The organism is Pseudomonas sp. IT-P171 (assembly GCF_949767765.1).
Lineage (GTDB): Bacteria > Pseudomonadota > Gammaproteobacteria > Pseudomonadales > Pseudomonadaceae > Aquipseudomonas > Aquipseudomonas fluorescens_B.
This window is the reverse complement of the sequence record NZ_CATKQN010000019.1, coordinates 15,536-30,995: the sequence shown is the minus strand read 5'-3', so window position 1 is coordinate 30,995 and position 15,460 is coordinate 15,536. Positions and strand designations below refer to the sequence as shown.

Annotated in this window: 11 protein-coding genes; 7 read left to right on the top strand and 4 right to left on the bottom strand. The window is 57.6% G+C overall.

The genetic code is table 11. The features are described 5' to 3' along the window. The 3 genes from ACM6I5_RS14850 to ACM6I5_RS14840 all read left to right on the top strand — a co-directional run. Positions 1-2,014, top strand: a 2,014-nt coding sequence (locus tag ACM6I5_RS14850) for a type I secretion C-terminal target domain-containing protein (protein ID WP_414884139.1), incomplete at its 5' end; no start/stop codon positions are given. Between the two features lie 271 nt (positions 2,015-2,285). Further along, positions 2,286-4,274 (top strand): hypothetical protein, encoded by a 1,989-nt coding sequence (locus ACM6I5_RS14845; protein ID WP_414884138.1) that lies wholly within the window; start codon positions 2,286-2,288, stop codon positions 4,272-4,274. A gap of 255 nt (positions 4,275-4,529) precedes the next feature. Further along, entirely contained in the window at positions 4,530-6,767 is a 2,238-nt protein-coding gene (locus tag ACM6I5_RS14840; protein ID WP_414884137.1) for an autotransporter outer membrane beta-barrel domain-containing protein, read from the top strand. Positions 6,768-6,832: 65 nt separating this feature from the next. Here the strand turns inward: ACM6I5_RS14840 and ACM6I5_RS14835 are convergent, their stop codons facing one another. The 3 genes from ACM6I5_RS14835 to ACM6I5_RS14825 all read right to left on the bottom strand — a co-directional run bounded on the left by ACM6I5_RS14835 (position 6,833) and on the right by ACM6I5_RS14825 (position 9,198). Then, positions 6,833-8,041 carry an Ig-like domain-containing protein gene (locus ACM6I5_RS14835; protein WP_414884136.1) on the bottom strand — a complete coding sequence of 403 codons (1,209 nt, stop codon included), beginning with the start codon at positions 8,039-8,041 and terminating at the stop codon, positions 6,833-6,835. A gap of 169 nt (positions 8,042-8,210) precedes the next feature. Next, positions 8,211-8,600 carry a YbaN family protein gene (locus ACM6I5_RS14830; protein ID WP_414878485.1) on the bottom strand — a complete coding sequence of 130 codons (390 nt, stop codon included), beginning with the start codon at positions 8,598-8,600 and terminating at the stop codon, positions 8,211-8,213. Positions 8,601-8,610: 10 nt separating this feature from the next. Then, complete coding sequence (locus ACM6I5_RS14825; RefSeq protein ID WP_414884135.1) at positions 8,611-9,198, bottom strand: UPF0149 family protein; 588 nt, start codon at positions 9,196-9,198, stop codon at positions 8,611-8,613. 410 nt (positions 9,199-9,608) lie between these two features. On the opposite strand from ACM6I5_RS14825, the gene recQ reads away from it, so the two are divergent. The 4 genes from recQ (at position 9,609) to ACM6I5_RS14805 (ending at position 14,517) form a co-directional block, all read left to right on the top strand. Continuing rightward, a complete protein-coding gene (recQ, locus tag ACM6I5_RS14820; RefSeq protein ID WP_017337121.1) occupies positions 9,609-11,735 on the top strand; it encodes a DNA helicase RecQ in 2,127 nt (708 codons plus the stop codon). A gap of 132 nt (positions 11,736-11,867) precedes the next feature. Next, positions 11,868-12,302 (top strand): MarR family transcriptional regulator, encoded by a 435-nt coding sequence (locus ACM6I5_RS14815; protein ID WP_017337122.1) that lies wholly within the window; start codon positions 11,868-11,870, stop codon positions 12,300-12,302. Positions 12,303-12,430: 128 nt separating this feature from the next. Beyond that, positions 12,431-14,185, top strand: a complete 1,755-nt coding sequence (locus ACM6I5_RS14810; RefSeq protein ID WP_414884134.1) for a FimV/HubP family polar landmark protein — start codon at positions 12,431-12,433, stop codon at positions 14,183-14,185. Positions 14,186-14,229: 44 nt separating this feature from the next. Then, positions 14,230-14,517: a SelT/SelW/SelH family protein gene (locus ACM6I5_RS14805; protein WP_017337124.1), complete on the top strand. Its 288-nt coding sequence runs from the start codon at positions 14,230-14,232 to the stop codon at positions 14,515-14,517. Here ACM6I5_RS14805 and ACM6I5_RS14800 read toward each other — a convergent pair. Continuing rightward, positions 14,511-15,404: a DMT family transporter gene (locus ACM6I5_RS14800; protein WP_414884133.1), complete on the bottom strand. Its 894-nt coding sequence runs from the start codon at positions 15,402-15,404 to the stop codon at positions 14,511-14,513. The genes ACM6I5_RS14805 and ACM6I5_RS14800 overlap by 7 nt on opposite strands. Positions 15,405-15,460: the final 56 nt, after the last annotated feature.

Sequence of the window (15,460 nt, the reverse complement as noted above, 5' to 3'; positions counted from 1 at the left end):
TGGTTTCAACCCGGCCACCGGCGTGGTGACTTACAGCTACACCCTCAACTACGACAGCGACCACCCGAACGCCGGCGGCGCCAACAGCATTTCCGAGCATTTCGACGTGGTGGCCAAGGATGTCAACGGCAGCACCGCGACCGGGCAACTCGACGTCAACATCGTCGATGACACGCCGAACGCCAACCCTGACGCCACTTCAGTGACCGAAGGCGGCGTCGTCAGCGGCAACGTGCTGTGGAACGATGTCGCCGGCGCCGATGGCCCCTTGCTCGGCGGTGGCGTGGTCGGCGTGCGCGCCGGCTCGGACACTTCGACGCCGGTGAACGGCGGGCTCAACACCCAGATCAACGGCACTTACGGCTACCTGACCCTGGACGCCCAGGGCAACGCCGAGTACCACAGCTATCCGAACTCCGTGAACGGCCCGGGCGCGACCGACGTGTTCACTTACACCCTGCGTGATAACGACGGCGACGAAAGCACCACGACCCTCACCATCGACGTCAACAACAGTTGCATCAAAGCGTCCAGCGATAATGACGTAACCGTCATCACCAACGTGCTGTCGGGCAGCGTCGCGGTGCCGGGCGAAGCGTTGCTGGCCAACGAGACCGATTCGAAGGGCGATTCACTCACCGCATCACCGACGACGTTCAACACCGGCTGGATCGCCAAAGGTGCGGACTTCACCGGCAGCCACCAGAACTACAGCTTCACCGGCGGCAATGCGCAGTCCGTCAGCATCGCCCGCAGTGCCTTCGTCGCCAACACCGCCGCCATGACCGCGGTGCTGGTGGTCAGCGGCGCGTTGGGCGAAGTCAAACACAACACCCTCAACGACGAGGACCGCATCACCGTCACCCTCAAACAGGGTGAAACCCTTAACCTCGACCACAATCTGGCGGCCGGTCACGTCGCCATGGAGTACTCGGTCAACGGTGGTGCGTTCATTGCCATCGGCGATGGCCAGACCATCACCGCCGCAACGGACGGCACCTACCAGATCCACATCACCAACATCGACAACGACGGGCCGGGCCACAGCGGCAAGGGCGCGGAAAACTACCAGCTGACTCTGACTGTCGACTACTCCGGCGCCCACAACACCACCCCGGACTACCACGGCACCTACACCGTCAACGACCACCACGGCGGCAGCGACAGCGCCGGCGTGACCATCACCTACCAGGACGGTCACACGCTCGCCGGTACGGCGGGCGATGACGTGCTGGTGGCGGGCACCGGCGACAACGTGATCAACGCCGGCGACGGCAATGATGTGCTCACCGCCGGTGCTGGCAACAACGAACTGCACGGCGACGCCGGCAATGACTTGCTCTACAGCGGCGCGGGCAACGACCTGCTCGACGGCGGCACCGGCCTCGACACCGCGAGCTACCTCCACGCCACTGCCGGGGTCAAGGTCGACCTGAGCCTTCTCGGCGCGCAAAACACACTGGGCGCGGGCACCGACACCCTGACCGCGATTGAAAACCTCACCGGTTCCAACTTCGACGACACACTCACCGGCGACAACCACAACAACATCATCACCGGCGGCCTCGGCAACGATGTGCTCAACGGGGGCGGCGGCGACGACTTGCTCATCGGCGGGCTCGGCAACAACACCCTCACCGGTGGTGCCGGCGCGGACACCTTCCAGTGGCTCAAAGATAACAGCGGTCACGACGTGGTCACCGACTTCACCCCGGGCACCGACAAACTCGACCTGTCGCAACTGCTGCAAGGCGAGAACGGCACCGCAGCGTCACTGGATGACTACCTGCATTTCAAAGTCACCGGCAGCGGCGATTCACTGGTCACCAGCATCGACGTCAGCGGCATGGCCGGCGCCGCGCCGAACCAGACCATCGACCTGGCTGGTGTGGACCTGGCCAGCCATTACGGCGTGTCGCCGGGGGCGGGCGGGGTGATTGCCGGCGGGGCAGATACGGCGACCATCATCAACGGCATGTTGAATGACCACTCGTTGAAGGTGGATACCGTGTGACCTGAAACCTTAAACAACAAAACCCGCCATCCCTGCGTAAGGGATGGCGGGTTTTTTGTTGGGCGCAGTTTATGAAAGTGTCCGACCAGTGGTAGCAAAACCTGTGATTTCTGACAGTAGTCAGTCTTGCGTGGCTGCCTTTAAATCAAGACATCGAGATGAGTGAAGCACTCATCAGTGTAAGGCGAGTGATCAGTGTCGGTGCTCTTTGCCTGGCATTGCGATAACTGAACGTCAGGGCAATAAAGCTCAACATCACAGGAGTATTAAAATGTCCAAAAAAGAAAGTTTTCCTTTTAATGGCAGGGACAGGGCGCAATATCGGGCGTTTCGATCCAGTCTGAAACTTGTTGATTTGAATGCCCCTGCGCCAGGCGCCGCTAATCCGTTATTACCGCCCTTGATAGTCGATGGCCCACGGTATCTTCCTTATGCTTATTTCAATAAGTCGCTCGATTTTCTTGTTCCGGAATTCGCAGATCACGCTGATCCAGTGCCGACCCTCGTCACTATTCGAATGTCAGTAGATGGAACCGAGGATGCTCTTACGTACAAATACGAAGAGGTAACGCCTCTCGATCCACCGCCTCCTATTCCAATGACGCTTCATCTGATAGATAAAGATAAAGACGGACTACGCAAAATCAGCTATACCCTGGATTTTGGCGGCAACCCTGCGACTGTGAACTCATTGGACTATATGGTCGATAAAGCTCCGCCAACGCTTGATAAAACGGTAGAGTTGTCGCAGTCCGTGCAAGATTATGGTATAGGCCCGGAAAATTTTACAGGGGGCGCGACTGTCCCGTTGACGTACCAGAATTACACAGGAAAAAGGCTGGGTGATTTGCTTAAATGCTTTATTGGGCCCAGTAGGCAAGTCAGGCGAGAAGTCGGGTCTGTCAGGGTTGATGCAAGTAATAAAGATACTCCAATAGTGTTCAATTTGACTGCTGCGCACGTCGACAGTTATGACGGGGCGTACATTGTTTGGGTCGAAGGGGAAAGTTATCCGGGGGTACCGGCTGTACCGTCGGAACTGACGAACGTATGGGTGTTCAAAGATGCTCGACCAGTTGTTGCGGACTCGCTATACGTCCCTCAAATAGTAGATGCCGATAGCGATGCTCTTGAGGTACAACAATTTATTGACGGCGTTGGTGCGGGCCTTGAAAAATCGTATCCGAACATAAACACTTCGTTGGATAAACTGGTTGTATCCATCGATGGGGTAGAGCAGCCAGAACAATCTATGATTGGGTTCCCTTCTGTGCATGACCTCAATAGCCAGGCTCTTCTTGCGCAAGGTCATGGACGAAGACAAGTAGAGTTGGGGTACAAGATCAAACGCGGAAACGTATTCTTTCCCAAGGACTGGATTACCAGGAGAGTCTGGCTCGACGTCAGGAAGCCGGCTGCACCGTTTGATCCTCTTAAACCCAATCCACCGGATGAAACTTTGTTACAGCCATGGATTCAGGGCCCAAAAAGCAGTGTGAAAAATAGGCTGACGGCCGCCGATAAACAAGACGGTGGTCCTGTAAAAGGATTTTTGCCGTTTCATCCTCTTTTCAAAGTTGGCGATACGGCACAGTTTCTTTTTAATGGTCGTGAAGTACCCCCTCCGGGCGGGATCTGGAAACATCCCGATGATGGCAGCGAAGACCCGTTACAACCTATACCTTTCAATCTTACATGGGCATTTCTTGACAATGTTGGAGACGACGATACTGCGCAGCTTCAGGTCCTAGTGACACATGGTCTGAACTTTAATGAAGCGGTTTCACCTCAGCAAACTGCGTATGTTCGGACGACTCCGACCATTTTGATAGCGGCTGGATTCAGGCATATGAATGCAGATGACAGAGTCGGATTCATATGCAGTTCGTTGAGAAGATTGGTGTTGCCTAATAACGAAGTAGTGGGGGTCGTCCGTATTCCGGGAGATACGCGACTGGCAGATAGGGAAATTACACTGATCTATGGCGGTTATCCAAACGCTAATGCTGTTCCGTCGGACCTTATTGCTGGGTCTGAATTCGACGTGAAATTTACTCCCACTTTAGCGCAGGCCACTGACGGCTTTGATATGTACGTTCAGTATGCCCCTTTGCTGGCGACACGTAATGCTTATGGCCGAGTGGACTACACCGTCGATATAGAAGGCGAATTCGTTTCTACCAAAGGTGTTGTTGTCCGGGTCAACATGAGTCGAGGATCGGATACTTGCGATCTGCCTGCTGTGACTGATCCTGCATAGGTTGAGAGTCAACAGGCGAAAGCCTGTGTGCTGAGTCCAACTGTGTATCCGGTGTCCAAGCGCCGGATACACGTTTTGTTGTTAGGCCTGTAGTGGTTTCTTCTTACTCTTTCAGAGATAAATCCTACATTTTTTTGTAGGAAGTCTCTGTATCGTCCGCAGCCCTCAACGTTCTCCGCTTCTTTGCAGGAGACAAGAAGACGAAAGGACAGACCTATGAACTTTGACAGTCCAATTACACATAAGCCCGCCGTTATGAAATTCAAAGTGCTGGCCTTTTTACCGGCTTTTTTTTTGGTCAGCCCTTCGGCACTGGCGGCGATCACTATCGGCGCTGGCCAAAACGAGACGATAGGTCCGGCAGATCCGCTTAACGACTACATAGTGGAAAATGGCGGTGTACTCAATGCCGTGGGCGCCACGACCCAAAGCTTGACCATCCAGACCGGGTCGACCTTGAACATCGACGGCGCCATCGTCAACGGCAACAGTGGCTCCCACGGCATTTTGGTGAGTGAAAGCCAGGCCACCATCCGATCGGCCACCGTCACTGCTGACACCCGGGCGCTATGGGTCAGTCGACCCAATTCATCCACACAAGGCTCGACTGTCACCGCAACCGACAGCAGATTCCTGGGGGGGGAGACGGGAGCACTGGTCACCGGTCTGAGTACATTGACGCTGGTAAACAGCGAACTCAGAGGGACGAATGCCGGCAGCTTTGGCCTGGACAGTCGTGGCGGTGATGTTCGCGCATTGGCAGGCACACTGATCAGCGGCGACAGCGCAGGCGTACGGATGACCAATGACGCTGGCGGCCAGGGCACAAATACATTGTTGCTGGACAACTCCACTGTAGAAGGCCGTAGCGGGCCGGCGATCCTGGTGGAAGGCGGCGTTCAAGGCGCGACGATTCAAGTGCAGAACAACAGTGTTCTGCGGGCGGCTGATGGCACTCTGTTGAAAGTACAAGGCGCTTCCACTGCGGCAATGAATGTCGTCGGCAGTGCGTTGGAAGGCAACGTGCAAGTGTTGCAGAACAGCACAGTGGACCTCTCGTTCAACGGCGCCTCGATGGTGGGGGACATCCTGCGTGAAAACGGCTCCACCGCCAATGTCACCCTGAACAATGGCTCATCGTTCACCGGGCGCTTGAACAACAGCAACCTGACGCTCAACCAGTCGAGCCTGACCATGGTCGACAATGACAGCATCGACAACTTGTCGATGAACGACGGTATCGTCAATTTCGGTGCACCTGGCGCGCAGCGTGCGAATCGTCAACTTGAGGTCGGTACGCTTTCCGGAAACGGCATCATTGCCATGCAGGGCAATTTCCAGACCGGTGAAAGCGACTTGCTGAAAGCCGATACGGCGAATGGCAGCTACGAGTTGGCCGTCAACGCTTCGGGCAAGGACGCGACGTCTCCTCAGCAACTCACGCTGGTGCAAATTGCCAATAACAACGCAGCTTTCTCGCTGCTGGGAGGCCGGGTCGATGTTGGGACATTTGAGTATGATTTGGCCGAAAGAACCAACGCAGCCGGTGACGCAGAGTATTACCTGAACCCGACCACCCGTCTCACGTCCGGCGCGCAATCAGTGGCGGCCCTGTTTCAAACGGCCCTTACCGTGTCGTACGGCGAGTTGAAGTCGCTGGAATACCGCATGAGCGAGTTGCAGGCGGACGACAAGCGCCATGGCCTGTGGGTACGGTCATATGGCAACAAATGGAACGTTGACGATGGTTCGTCGGGTGTGGGTTATCGTCAACAGCAGCAGGGTTTCACCCTGGGTGCCGACACCCGGTTGGGTGACAGTCCCTGGAAGGTCGGTATGCTGGCGGGTTACAGCAAATCCGATGTGGACCTCAATGGTGGCACCTCGGCCGAGGTCAACAGCTACTACTTCGGCCCCTATTTTGGCTGGCTGAATCGCGACACCGGCTACTACGTTGATGGCGCCCTGAAGTTCAACCATTTCCGTAATGAGTCCAAGGTCCGCATGAGCGATGGCAAACGTGCCGAGGGCGATTACAGCAACTCGGCAGTGAGTGCGATCGTAGAAGGTGGCCGCAATATTGATCTCGGGGATGGCTGGTTCGCCCAACCTTCTGCCCAGGTATCCGCGGCCGTCATCCAGGGCAAGAACTATCGTCTGGACAACGACATGGAGGCCGAAGGTGACCGCACACATTCGTTGCGCAGCAAGCTGGGCGTCATGGCCGGTCGAAGCATCGACCTGGGTAATACTCAGGTACGTCCATACGGGCGGGTGGCGGCGGTCCATGAGTTTGCATCGAACGACAACAACGTGCGGGTCAACGGAAACCCGATCAACAACAACTTGTCGGGTTCTGGTTTCGAAGTCGGTGCCGGGGTGACAGTTTCGGTGTCCGAGAACCTGCGTTTTGATGTCGGTGTCGATTATGCCAAGGGTAAAAATATCGAACAGCCGGTGGCCGCCACCTTTGGTTTGAACTATCAGTTTTAAATGTCAGAGACGAAAAAAAACCGCTGTCAGCGGTTTTTTTTTCGTTCTGTCTGTTGCACGTTTTTCTAGTCTTCGGAAGGGGCTCTGGCCACGACACTCCATTTATTGGACTCAGCCTTTTCATCTAGTGTCAGGGCGCTAATCTCATAGATTGTCCCGACTGACAGACCGCTTAGGAAAAAGACCCACCTGCCCTCATCGTCGGTGGACTCTGAATCAGCTCGGATAGCACCGTTGACCTTGATCTTGACCGCACTGTTCGGCGTATGGAGGCCCCTGGCAATAAGCCAGCTCTTGTTTATGTCTCCCCCATTAGCAATTACGTTCCCTTCATCATCGTAGATACGGGTTTCTGTAGGCGCGGTGGTAGCCGCTTCCACTGTAATCGTGTATGGCCCAGCCGTGCCGCCACCTGAGTATTTTGCTGTGACGGTGAAGGCGTGGGTGGCTTCGGTCAACAAGCCTGTTGGATGTCTGTAGCGACCGTTTTGATCCACAGTCGCGTCACCCAGCGTGTCACCATTTTTGAATACTTCAACCTTCTCGCCCGGTTCGCCTTCGCCTTCCACAAACAGGGAAGTCTCAGGTGTTGTGGTGCCGTCGGGAACTTCAACTCCGCCAGCGGTAGTGACCTTGTCTAGGGTGATTGGCGTGATAACGTCCTCTTTCACGGTAAATTTGAAAGGGGGCGACACCTTGCCATTGGCACCCTTCACCGTGATGTTGTAGGAGCCTGGATCCAGATCCTCCAGCTTGAAAGTGCATATTCCGCAGGCATTGGTTAGCTCGGTTTTAAGTGAAGTATCGCCATCAAGCACTTCGGCATTCTGGTTCGGGGGCGCATTGCAGGTAATGGTGACTGAAGTCTCACTAATGGTGTCACCGTCAGCAATCGGCTTTCCGTCGGCAACTACCGAATTTATGATTGGCGTGTCGGTAGCGACGGTAAACTTTCTAGGAATCGATACAGGTTGGTTAGCCCATTTGCCTACAGCGAACACACTGTAGCAATCGAACTTCGGCGCATCGAGCAGTGGCGTCACCCACTCACCGGCGCTGTTGCTTGTTGCTTCACCCAGCTTGTCGTTACCGTACATTATCCAGACTAAGCTGTTCCGTTCGGCGTTGATGCCGCCAACTTTTAAAGATGTTTGGTAGGTAGTTCGGTTAATGATGGTCGAGCCGCCGGGATCAACGATTGTACTGATCGTTAACTGATTTTCATCAGTATCTTGGGGCGTAAGCAATGAACTGTTCGAGGGGGTAACAGCCATGATCATGACTCCGGTTGGTCAAGGGGACGGAGTGATTTAAGGCCTCGAACAGTTGAGTTGGCTACTGTCAGAAATAACAGGTTTGAATGTATTTCCGATGAGTGGAGGGGAAACTGGCAGAAGTTGAAAGCAGGCTAATCCGCTATTAACAGCGTCGAGATGTTCAGGATCAACGCAGGGTTTTCTGCCGAAGAATGTAAACCGTCACCAGCACCGCACTGGTCAGCATAAAACCGCGTGCCCACGGCAGGGGCACCAGGTAACACGACAACAGAATGCTCACCCACATAAGGCCAATCGCGTAGACCTTGCCCTTGAGCGGAATGCCGTTGCCGTCGAGGTAGTCGCGAATCCACGGGCCCAGCCGCGGATGCTCCACCAGCCAGCTATAAAAGCGCGGTGAACTGCGAGCGAAGCACGCGGCCGCCAGTAGCAGGAAAGGCGTGGTGGGCAACACCGGCAGGAAAATCCCGATCACCCCCAGCGCTACGCTCAGCCAGCCGATGGCCAGCAGCCCGTAACGCAACATCAGGGAGCGGTGGCCTATGGGGTTGTCCATAGGCAGAACCTTAGTGGTGACGTGGCTTGAGGATCGCCGGTTTTTCGTCTGGCGCGTTGCACAGCAGGTACAGCGCGGTCAGGGCTTCCGGGATCTGCACGATCATGTCGTCCATCAGGTTGGCGTCTTTGGCGATGTCTTCGAACTCAGGCTGTTCGTCGAACAGGCCGGAACCGACCATGATCGGCAGCAGCATTTCGCTGACTTCGTCTTCGGCGGTTTCGAACCAGGACGCTTCGCGCAGGAACACGCCTTCCATGAAGCCGATGCACCAGCCGCGCAGGTCGGAGTCATCCGGCTCGTCGCCAAGGTCGAGGTCGCATGGCAGCTCGAACTCTTCATCGGATGCCAGTTGGCGAGCGATGTGAGCCTTGAGAGCCAGCAGGGTGGATTCGATCGCTTCACGCTCGGTGTCGTCGGCGTAATGCGGCTCTTCGGCGAAGAGGGCATCGATCCATTCGCGGTCGGGAACGCTTTCGGAACAGATCGACAAGGCGGTGAGGTAGCCGTGGGCGGCCACGTAGTCCAGCGCCTCGTCATGCAGTTCATCAGCGTCGAGGAAGACTTGCAGGCGGGTTAGTTGCTCAGCGAAGGACATTAAAGGGCTACCTTGGGAATTAAACAGATGCGGGAATTCTAGGCCTTCTTGAGCACTCAGGCCAGCCGCGCGGGATATTTGCAACGCTGGGACCTCACAAGCACCGCAATCCCTGTGGGAGCGAGCCTGCTCGCGATGAGGTCGGTACATCCAATACATTTATCGCCTGACATGCCGCCATCGCGAGCAGGCTCGCTCCCACAGGGATTGCGGTGTTTGTCCTTATGTGTCTTCTCAGCGGCGCCCTTTGCAAGCGAGGCCTCGGGTATACTCCCGCGTTTTGTGATGCCCTGCTGGCGTCGCGGCTGAAATGTGAAGCGTCATGCAATGTGCACTTACGATTTGTCAGTGCAGTCTTGCGGATCCTGACCCAGCCTTGCAGGGATGTTTCGGTGATTTTTGGAGTTTTTATGCTCGAACAGGCTCAACGCGTCCTCAAGGACATCTTCGGCTACGACAGTTTCCGTGGCCGTCAGGGTGCGATCATTGAGCGCGTGGCCAGTGGCGGCGACGCCCTGGTACTGATGCCTACCGGTGGCGGCAAATCCCTGTGCTTCCAGGTGCCGGCGCTGTTGCGCGAAGGCCTGGCGGTGGTGGTGTCGCCGCTGATCGCGCTGATGGACGACCAGGTGGCGACCCTCGAGGAACTGGGCGTCGCCGCCGCTGCGTTGAACTCCACGCTGAGCGCCGAGCAACAACGCGACCTCGCCGCGCGGATCAAACGCGGTGAAGTGAAAATGCTTTATCTGGCGCCTGAGCGTCTGGTCCAGCCGCGCATGCTGGCCTTCCTGCAAAGCCTTGAAATCGCCTTGTTCGCCATCGACGAAGCGCATTGCGTGTCGCAATGGGGTCACGACTTCCGCCGCGAATACCTGCAACTGGGTCAGTTGGCGGAGTTGTTCCCCAACGTCCCGCGCATCGCCCTCACCGCGACTGCCGACAAGCGCACCCGGGAAGAGATCGTCGATCGCCTGCATCTGCAGAATGCCGAACGCTTCCTCTCCAGTTTCGACCGTCCGAACATTTTCTATCGCATCGTGCCCAAGGAACAGCCGCGCAAGCAGTTGTTGGCGTTCCTCGCCGAACGACGCAGCGATGCCGGCATCGTCTATTGCCTGTCGCGCAAAAAAGTCGACGAAGTGGCGGTGTTCCTCAGCGAGCAAGGCTTCCCGGCCCTGCCGTATCACGCCGGTCTGGCCAACGAAACCCGTGCCCACCACCAGAAGCGCTTCCTCAACGAGGAAGGCCTGATCATGGTCGCCACCGTGGCATTCGGCATGGGCATCGACAAGCCCAACGTGCGTTTCGTCGCGCACCTCGATCTGCCGAAATCCCTTGAGGCGTACTACCAGGAAACCGGGCGCGGCGGCCGTGACGGTCTGCCGGCGGATGCGTGGATGGCCTACGGCCTGCAAGACGTGGTGATGCTCAAGCAGATGCTGCAGAACTCCGAAGGTGACGAGCGTCACAAGCGTCTGGAGCAGCACAAGCTCGACGCGATGCTCTCCCTCTGCGAAGAAACCCGCTGCCGGCGTCAAACCTTGCTGGCCTACTTCGACGAAGACATGCCCGAGCCGTGTGGCCACTGCGACAACTGCGTCGACGGCGTACAGACCTGGGACGCCACCGAGCCGGCCCGTCAGGCGCTCTCGGCGATTTACCGCACCGGTCAGCGTTATGGCGTCGGCCATCTGGTGGATGTGTTGTTGGGCAAGGACAACGAAAAAGTCCGCAGCTTTGGCCATCAGCATCTGTCGGTATACGGTGTCGGCAAGGCGATGGGCGAGAGTGAGTGGCGTTCCCTGTTCCGGCAGCTGGTGGCCCGTGGTCTGGCCGATATCGATCTCGAAGGCTACGGCGGCCTGCGCCTCAGTGACACCTGTCGGCCTCTGCTCAAAGGCGAAGTGACGCTGGAATTGCGCCGCGACCTCAAGCCGCAAACCACGGCGAAAAGCAGCAAGAGCCAGGCGAGCCAACTGGTCCGTGGCGAAGAGCGCGAACAGTGGGAAGCCTTGCGTGCCTTGCGTCGCAAGCTCGCCGAAGAGCACGGTGTGCCGCCTTATGTCATCTTCCCCGATTCGACGTTGCTGGAAATGCTCCGCAGCCAACCGACTTCGCTGTCGGAAATGGCCACGGTCAGCGGCGTCGGTGCACGCAAACTCGAACGGTATGGCGAGGCCTTCCTCGAAGTGCTCGGTGGCCAGGTCGAGGCACCGAAAGTGGTGGCCGACGTGCGCCACGAACTGATCACCCTCGCTCGGGCCGGCATGACGCCGCTGCAAATTGCCGGTCAATTGCAGTGCTCGGAAAAGAATGTCTACACCATGCTCGCCGAAGCCATTGGCAAGCAGCAGTTGTCGCTGGAACAGGCGCTGGACCTGCCCGAAGACTTGATGGGCGAAGTCCAGGATGCGTTTCTCGACGGCGAGGGCGAGTTGCCGCCGGTGGCGGAGATTGCCGCGCTGTTCGCCGGTCGCGTGCCGGAAGGTGTTTTGTACTGTGTTCGAGCCGCGCTGCAATCGGAATTCGAGATCTGAATTTCAAATCCCGGACAGGGTTGTATTGATGTAACGATTCAGTACATAGCAAGCCTTGCCTCTGGGCAAGGGTCATGCTTAGCTGACTAATAATTAGTTTTTCTCTTATTTCAGTCTAACCATGAGTGTTTTATGCCGTTAACCGATCAACACCGCTTTGGCATGCAACTGGCCCAGATGTCGCGCGGCTGGCGTGCCGAACTGGACCGCCGTCTGGCCGGTCTGGGTTTGTCCCAGGCGCGCTGGCTGGTGTTGCTGCATCTGGCGCGTTTCGAAGAGGCACCGACCCAGCGCGAACTGGCGCAAAGCGTCGGCGTCGAAGGGCCGACCCTGGCGCGATTGCTCGACAGTCTGGAGAGTCAGGGCCTTGTCCAGCGTCAGGCCGTGGTGGAAGACCGCCGGGCGAAAAAAATCCTCCTCTGTGCCCCGGCCCGTCCCCTGATCGAACAAATTGAAACCATTGCCACTCAACTGCGTCACGAGCTGTTTGAAGGCGTCGACGAGGCGGATTTGAAGGTCTGCATGCGCGTTCACGGGCACATCCTGGCCAACCTGGAAAAATCTTGAGGCAGAACCGGGTGTAAGGTTTTTGAGATACCCCGTTCGGCAGACTATAAAGAACTACTAGGCAATATCGTGTTCGTACCGGATGTGCGAACACGCACCGGTTGGTTCTGGTTATCTAAGGGATGCTCATGCTCGAGAGTTGGCACGTTGTAATGCGCTGGTGCGCCAGGCTGGTTCTGGCGGGTGGGGCCGTGACTTACTCTGCATTCGCCCCTGCTTTGGGCCTGGGAGAAATCACCGTGCATTCGGCGCTGAATCAACCGCTGCGTGCCGACATCGATCTGGTGGATGCTGCCGGTCTGGAGGAGGGCGATCTGTCCGTCAGTCTGGCGACCGCGGACGAATTCAGTCGCGCCGGTGTCGAGCGGGTGTTCTTTCTCAATGACCTGAAGTTCACGCCCATCCTGCGGGGCAACCGCAGTCTGATCCGGGTGAGCTCCAATAAAGTCGTCAACGAACCTTTCCTGAATTTCCTCGTGCAGCTCAATCAGCCCAATGGGCGTGTGCTGCGCGAGTACACGGTGCTGATCGATCCGCCGGGCACGCCGGGGATCGTGCCGGTGACTGACGAACCGGTCGCCAACTCCCCGAACTCTCCATACCCGAGCGTCAAACCGGCCGTTGCACCGCCCGCCGCGGCCAAAAAAACGGCCCCTAAAGTTGAACAGCCCGCCGCGCCCGTCATTGATCCCGTCGCCGAGCAATTGGCCGCCAGCGTGCTGCAAAACCAGCAACTGCAAAAAAACGTCGATGAACTGAATGCAAGACTTCAGGTCCAGGACGAACAGATCACCGGTCAGAAAAAACAGATAACCGAGCTGCAAACGCAATTGGCGGAGGCCCAGGCGCCCCCGGTTATGCCTGAGGTTATCGCGCCAGCCCCGGTCGCGTTGCAAGCGCCCGAGACCTCCAACTGGCCAATGATCATCGGATTGTTGGCGTTGGTGTCATTGCTGTTGCTGGGCTGGTTCGTTCGTCGCCAACGACAGCAGGTTCCCGTCCAGGCCGAGGATCCTCCCGTTTTGCCGTCGCGACACGAGCCGGTACTCGATCAATTCGTGGAGCCGTCAGCGAAGCCCGCCCCACTGACATCTGCGCACGAACATCATGATGAAACGCCGTCAGGGGATGTACTGGAAGGCGTCGGCATCTACCTGGCCTATGGTCGTTTTTCCGAAGCGGCTGGCTTGTTGCGCGATGCTTTGGCGAAGGAACCACAGCGCACGGATCTGGCCGTGCAGTTGCTGGAAGTCCTCGGCAAGCAAGGTGACGGGCCCGCCTATGACGTCCAGGAAAACAGCCTGCGAGAGGCCGGGTTCGATGCTCAGCAACTTCAGGACATTCGTGCCCGCTACCCGAAACTGGCCAATGCGGTGCCAGTGGCTGCAGCGACAGCCATCACAACACCGGTGAAATCCGAAGAATCGCCAGGCGACGAGTTCCAGCTGAATCTGGATGACCTGTCGATGGATTCGAACTGGGACCTGGTCAGTCCGTTTGAAAACACTAAACCCGCGTACAAACTACCCGAGGTTGCCGAACCTGCGTTCACCTCGAACCTGCACGTGATGCCCGATGTGTTCGAGATGCCTGAAGAGCCGACATTGGACGAGCCTGAGTTGGAGTGGGTCGCGGAACCTGACTCACAGTCTCTGGACGACGATTTTCTCAACGAGTTCAAGGATGCCGACCCGTCATTCGAGCTTGAAGCGCTTAGCCTGGAACCCGCCGTGCCGGACAACGCAGGCAAACTGGAACAGGCTCAGAACTGCATCGATGACGGCGATCTGAACAGTGCCATCGAGCTGCTGAACGAATTGCTCAAGGACGGCGATGAGCCGCTTAAACAAACCGCTCGGACATTGTTGGCCGGTATTCGCTGAACCACTATCATGGCGGCGCCCTCTGGTTCAGGAGTTTCCTCGTCATGACCGCGCACAAACCGGAAATCGTCATCACCTACTGCACGCAATGCCAATGGCTGTTGCGTGCCGCGTGGCTGGCGCAAGAGCTGCTCAGTACCTTTGGCGATGACTTGGGCAAGGTGTCGCTGGTGCCTGGCACCGGTGGTGTGTTTCACGTTTTCTGTAACGACGTGCAGATCTGGGAGCGCAAGGCGGACGGCGGTTTTCCGGAGGCCAAGGTGCTGAAGCAACGGGTCCGCGATCAGATCGATCCGGACCGCGACCTCGGGCACAACGACCGCACTCAGTGAGACGCGGCTTCGGCAGTGACCGTTTTCTTGCTTGAACCGCCGCAGAGCCTGCTGGTCACCACAATCGCAACGATGATCAAGGCGCCGCCGATCAGCATGCGCAGCGTCGGGTTTTCATTGAACAGCAGCCACGCCATGGTGATGCCGTACACCGGCTCCAGCGCAAACACCACGGCGGCGGTGCGCGCCTTGATCACCGCGAGGCTGGCGACGAACAGGCTGTGAGCGACGCCGGTGCAGAAAACCCCGAGCAGGCCGATCCACAGCCAGTCAATGGCACGGACTTCGCTCAACTGAGGCGCCGCCACTGGCAGCAAACACAACGCGACCACCACGTTCTGGCACAGCGCCGCCTGTACCGGCGGAATTCTTGCGGAGCTGGCCCGGTTGGTCAGGGACAGTAGCGCGAACAGTAAACCGGAGCCCATCGCCCACAACAGGCCGGTGGTGGCGCCGCTGGCAAGATCGAAATCAGGCGTGACCAGCACCAGCCCGACACTCACCAGCACCACCAGCAGGACTTCATTGGCGCGAATCCGCTCGCGGAAAACAAGCCCTTCCAGGATCACGGTAAATGCCGGAAAACTGGCGAAACCCAAGGTCGCGATCGCCACACCTGCGACCTTCACCGCGATAAAAAAACTCACCCAGTGCCCGGCCAGCAGCAAACCGCTGAGCAGCAGGCGGCGCCAGTCCACGGCTTGCAGTTTCTGCCAGCGCGTCTGGCTGGCGAACCGCGCGAAAACGGCCAGGGCGAGCACGGCAAAGGCCGCGCGACCGAAGACGATGACGGCGGGGGAGGCGGCGGCGAGTTTGCCGAACACACCGGTCAGGCCAAACATCAGAGCGCCGATATGCAAAGCGCCGAGGGCGGTACGGGGAGTCATTGCGATCCTTGACAGTGAACCAAACGGAGTACATTGAACCGCGTGAGAACAGTTAT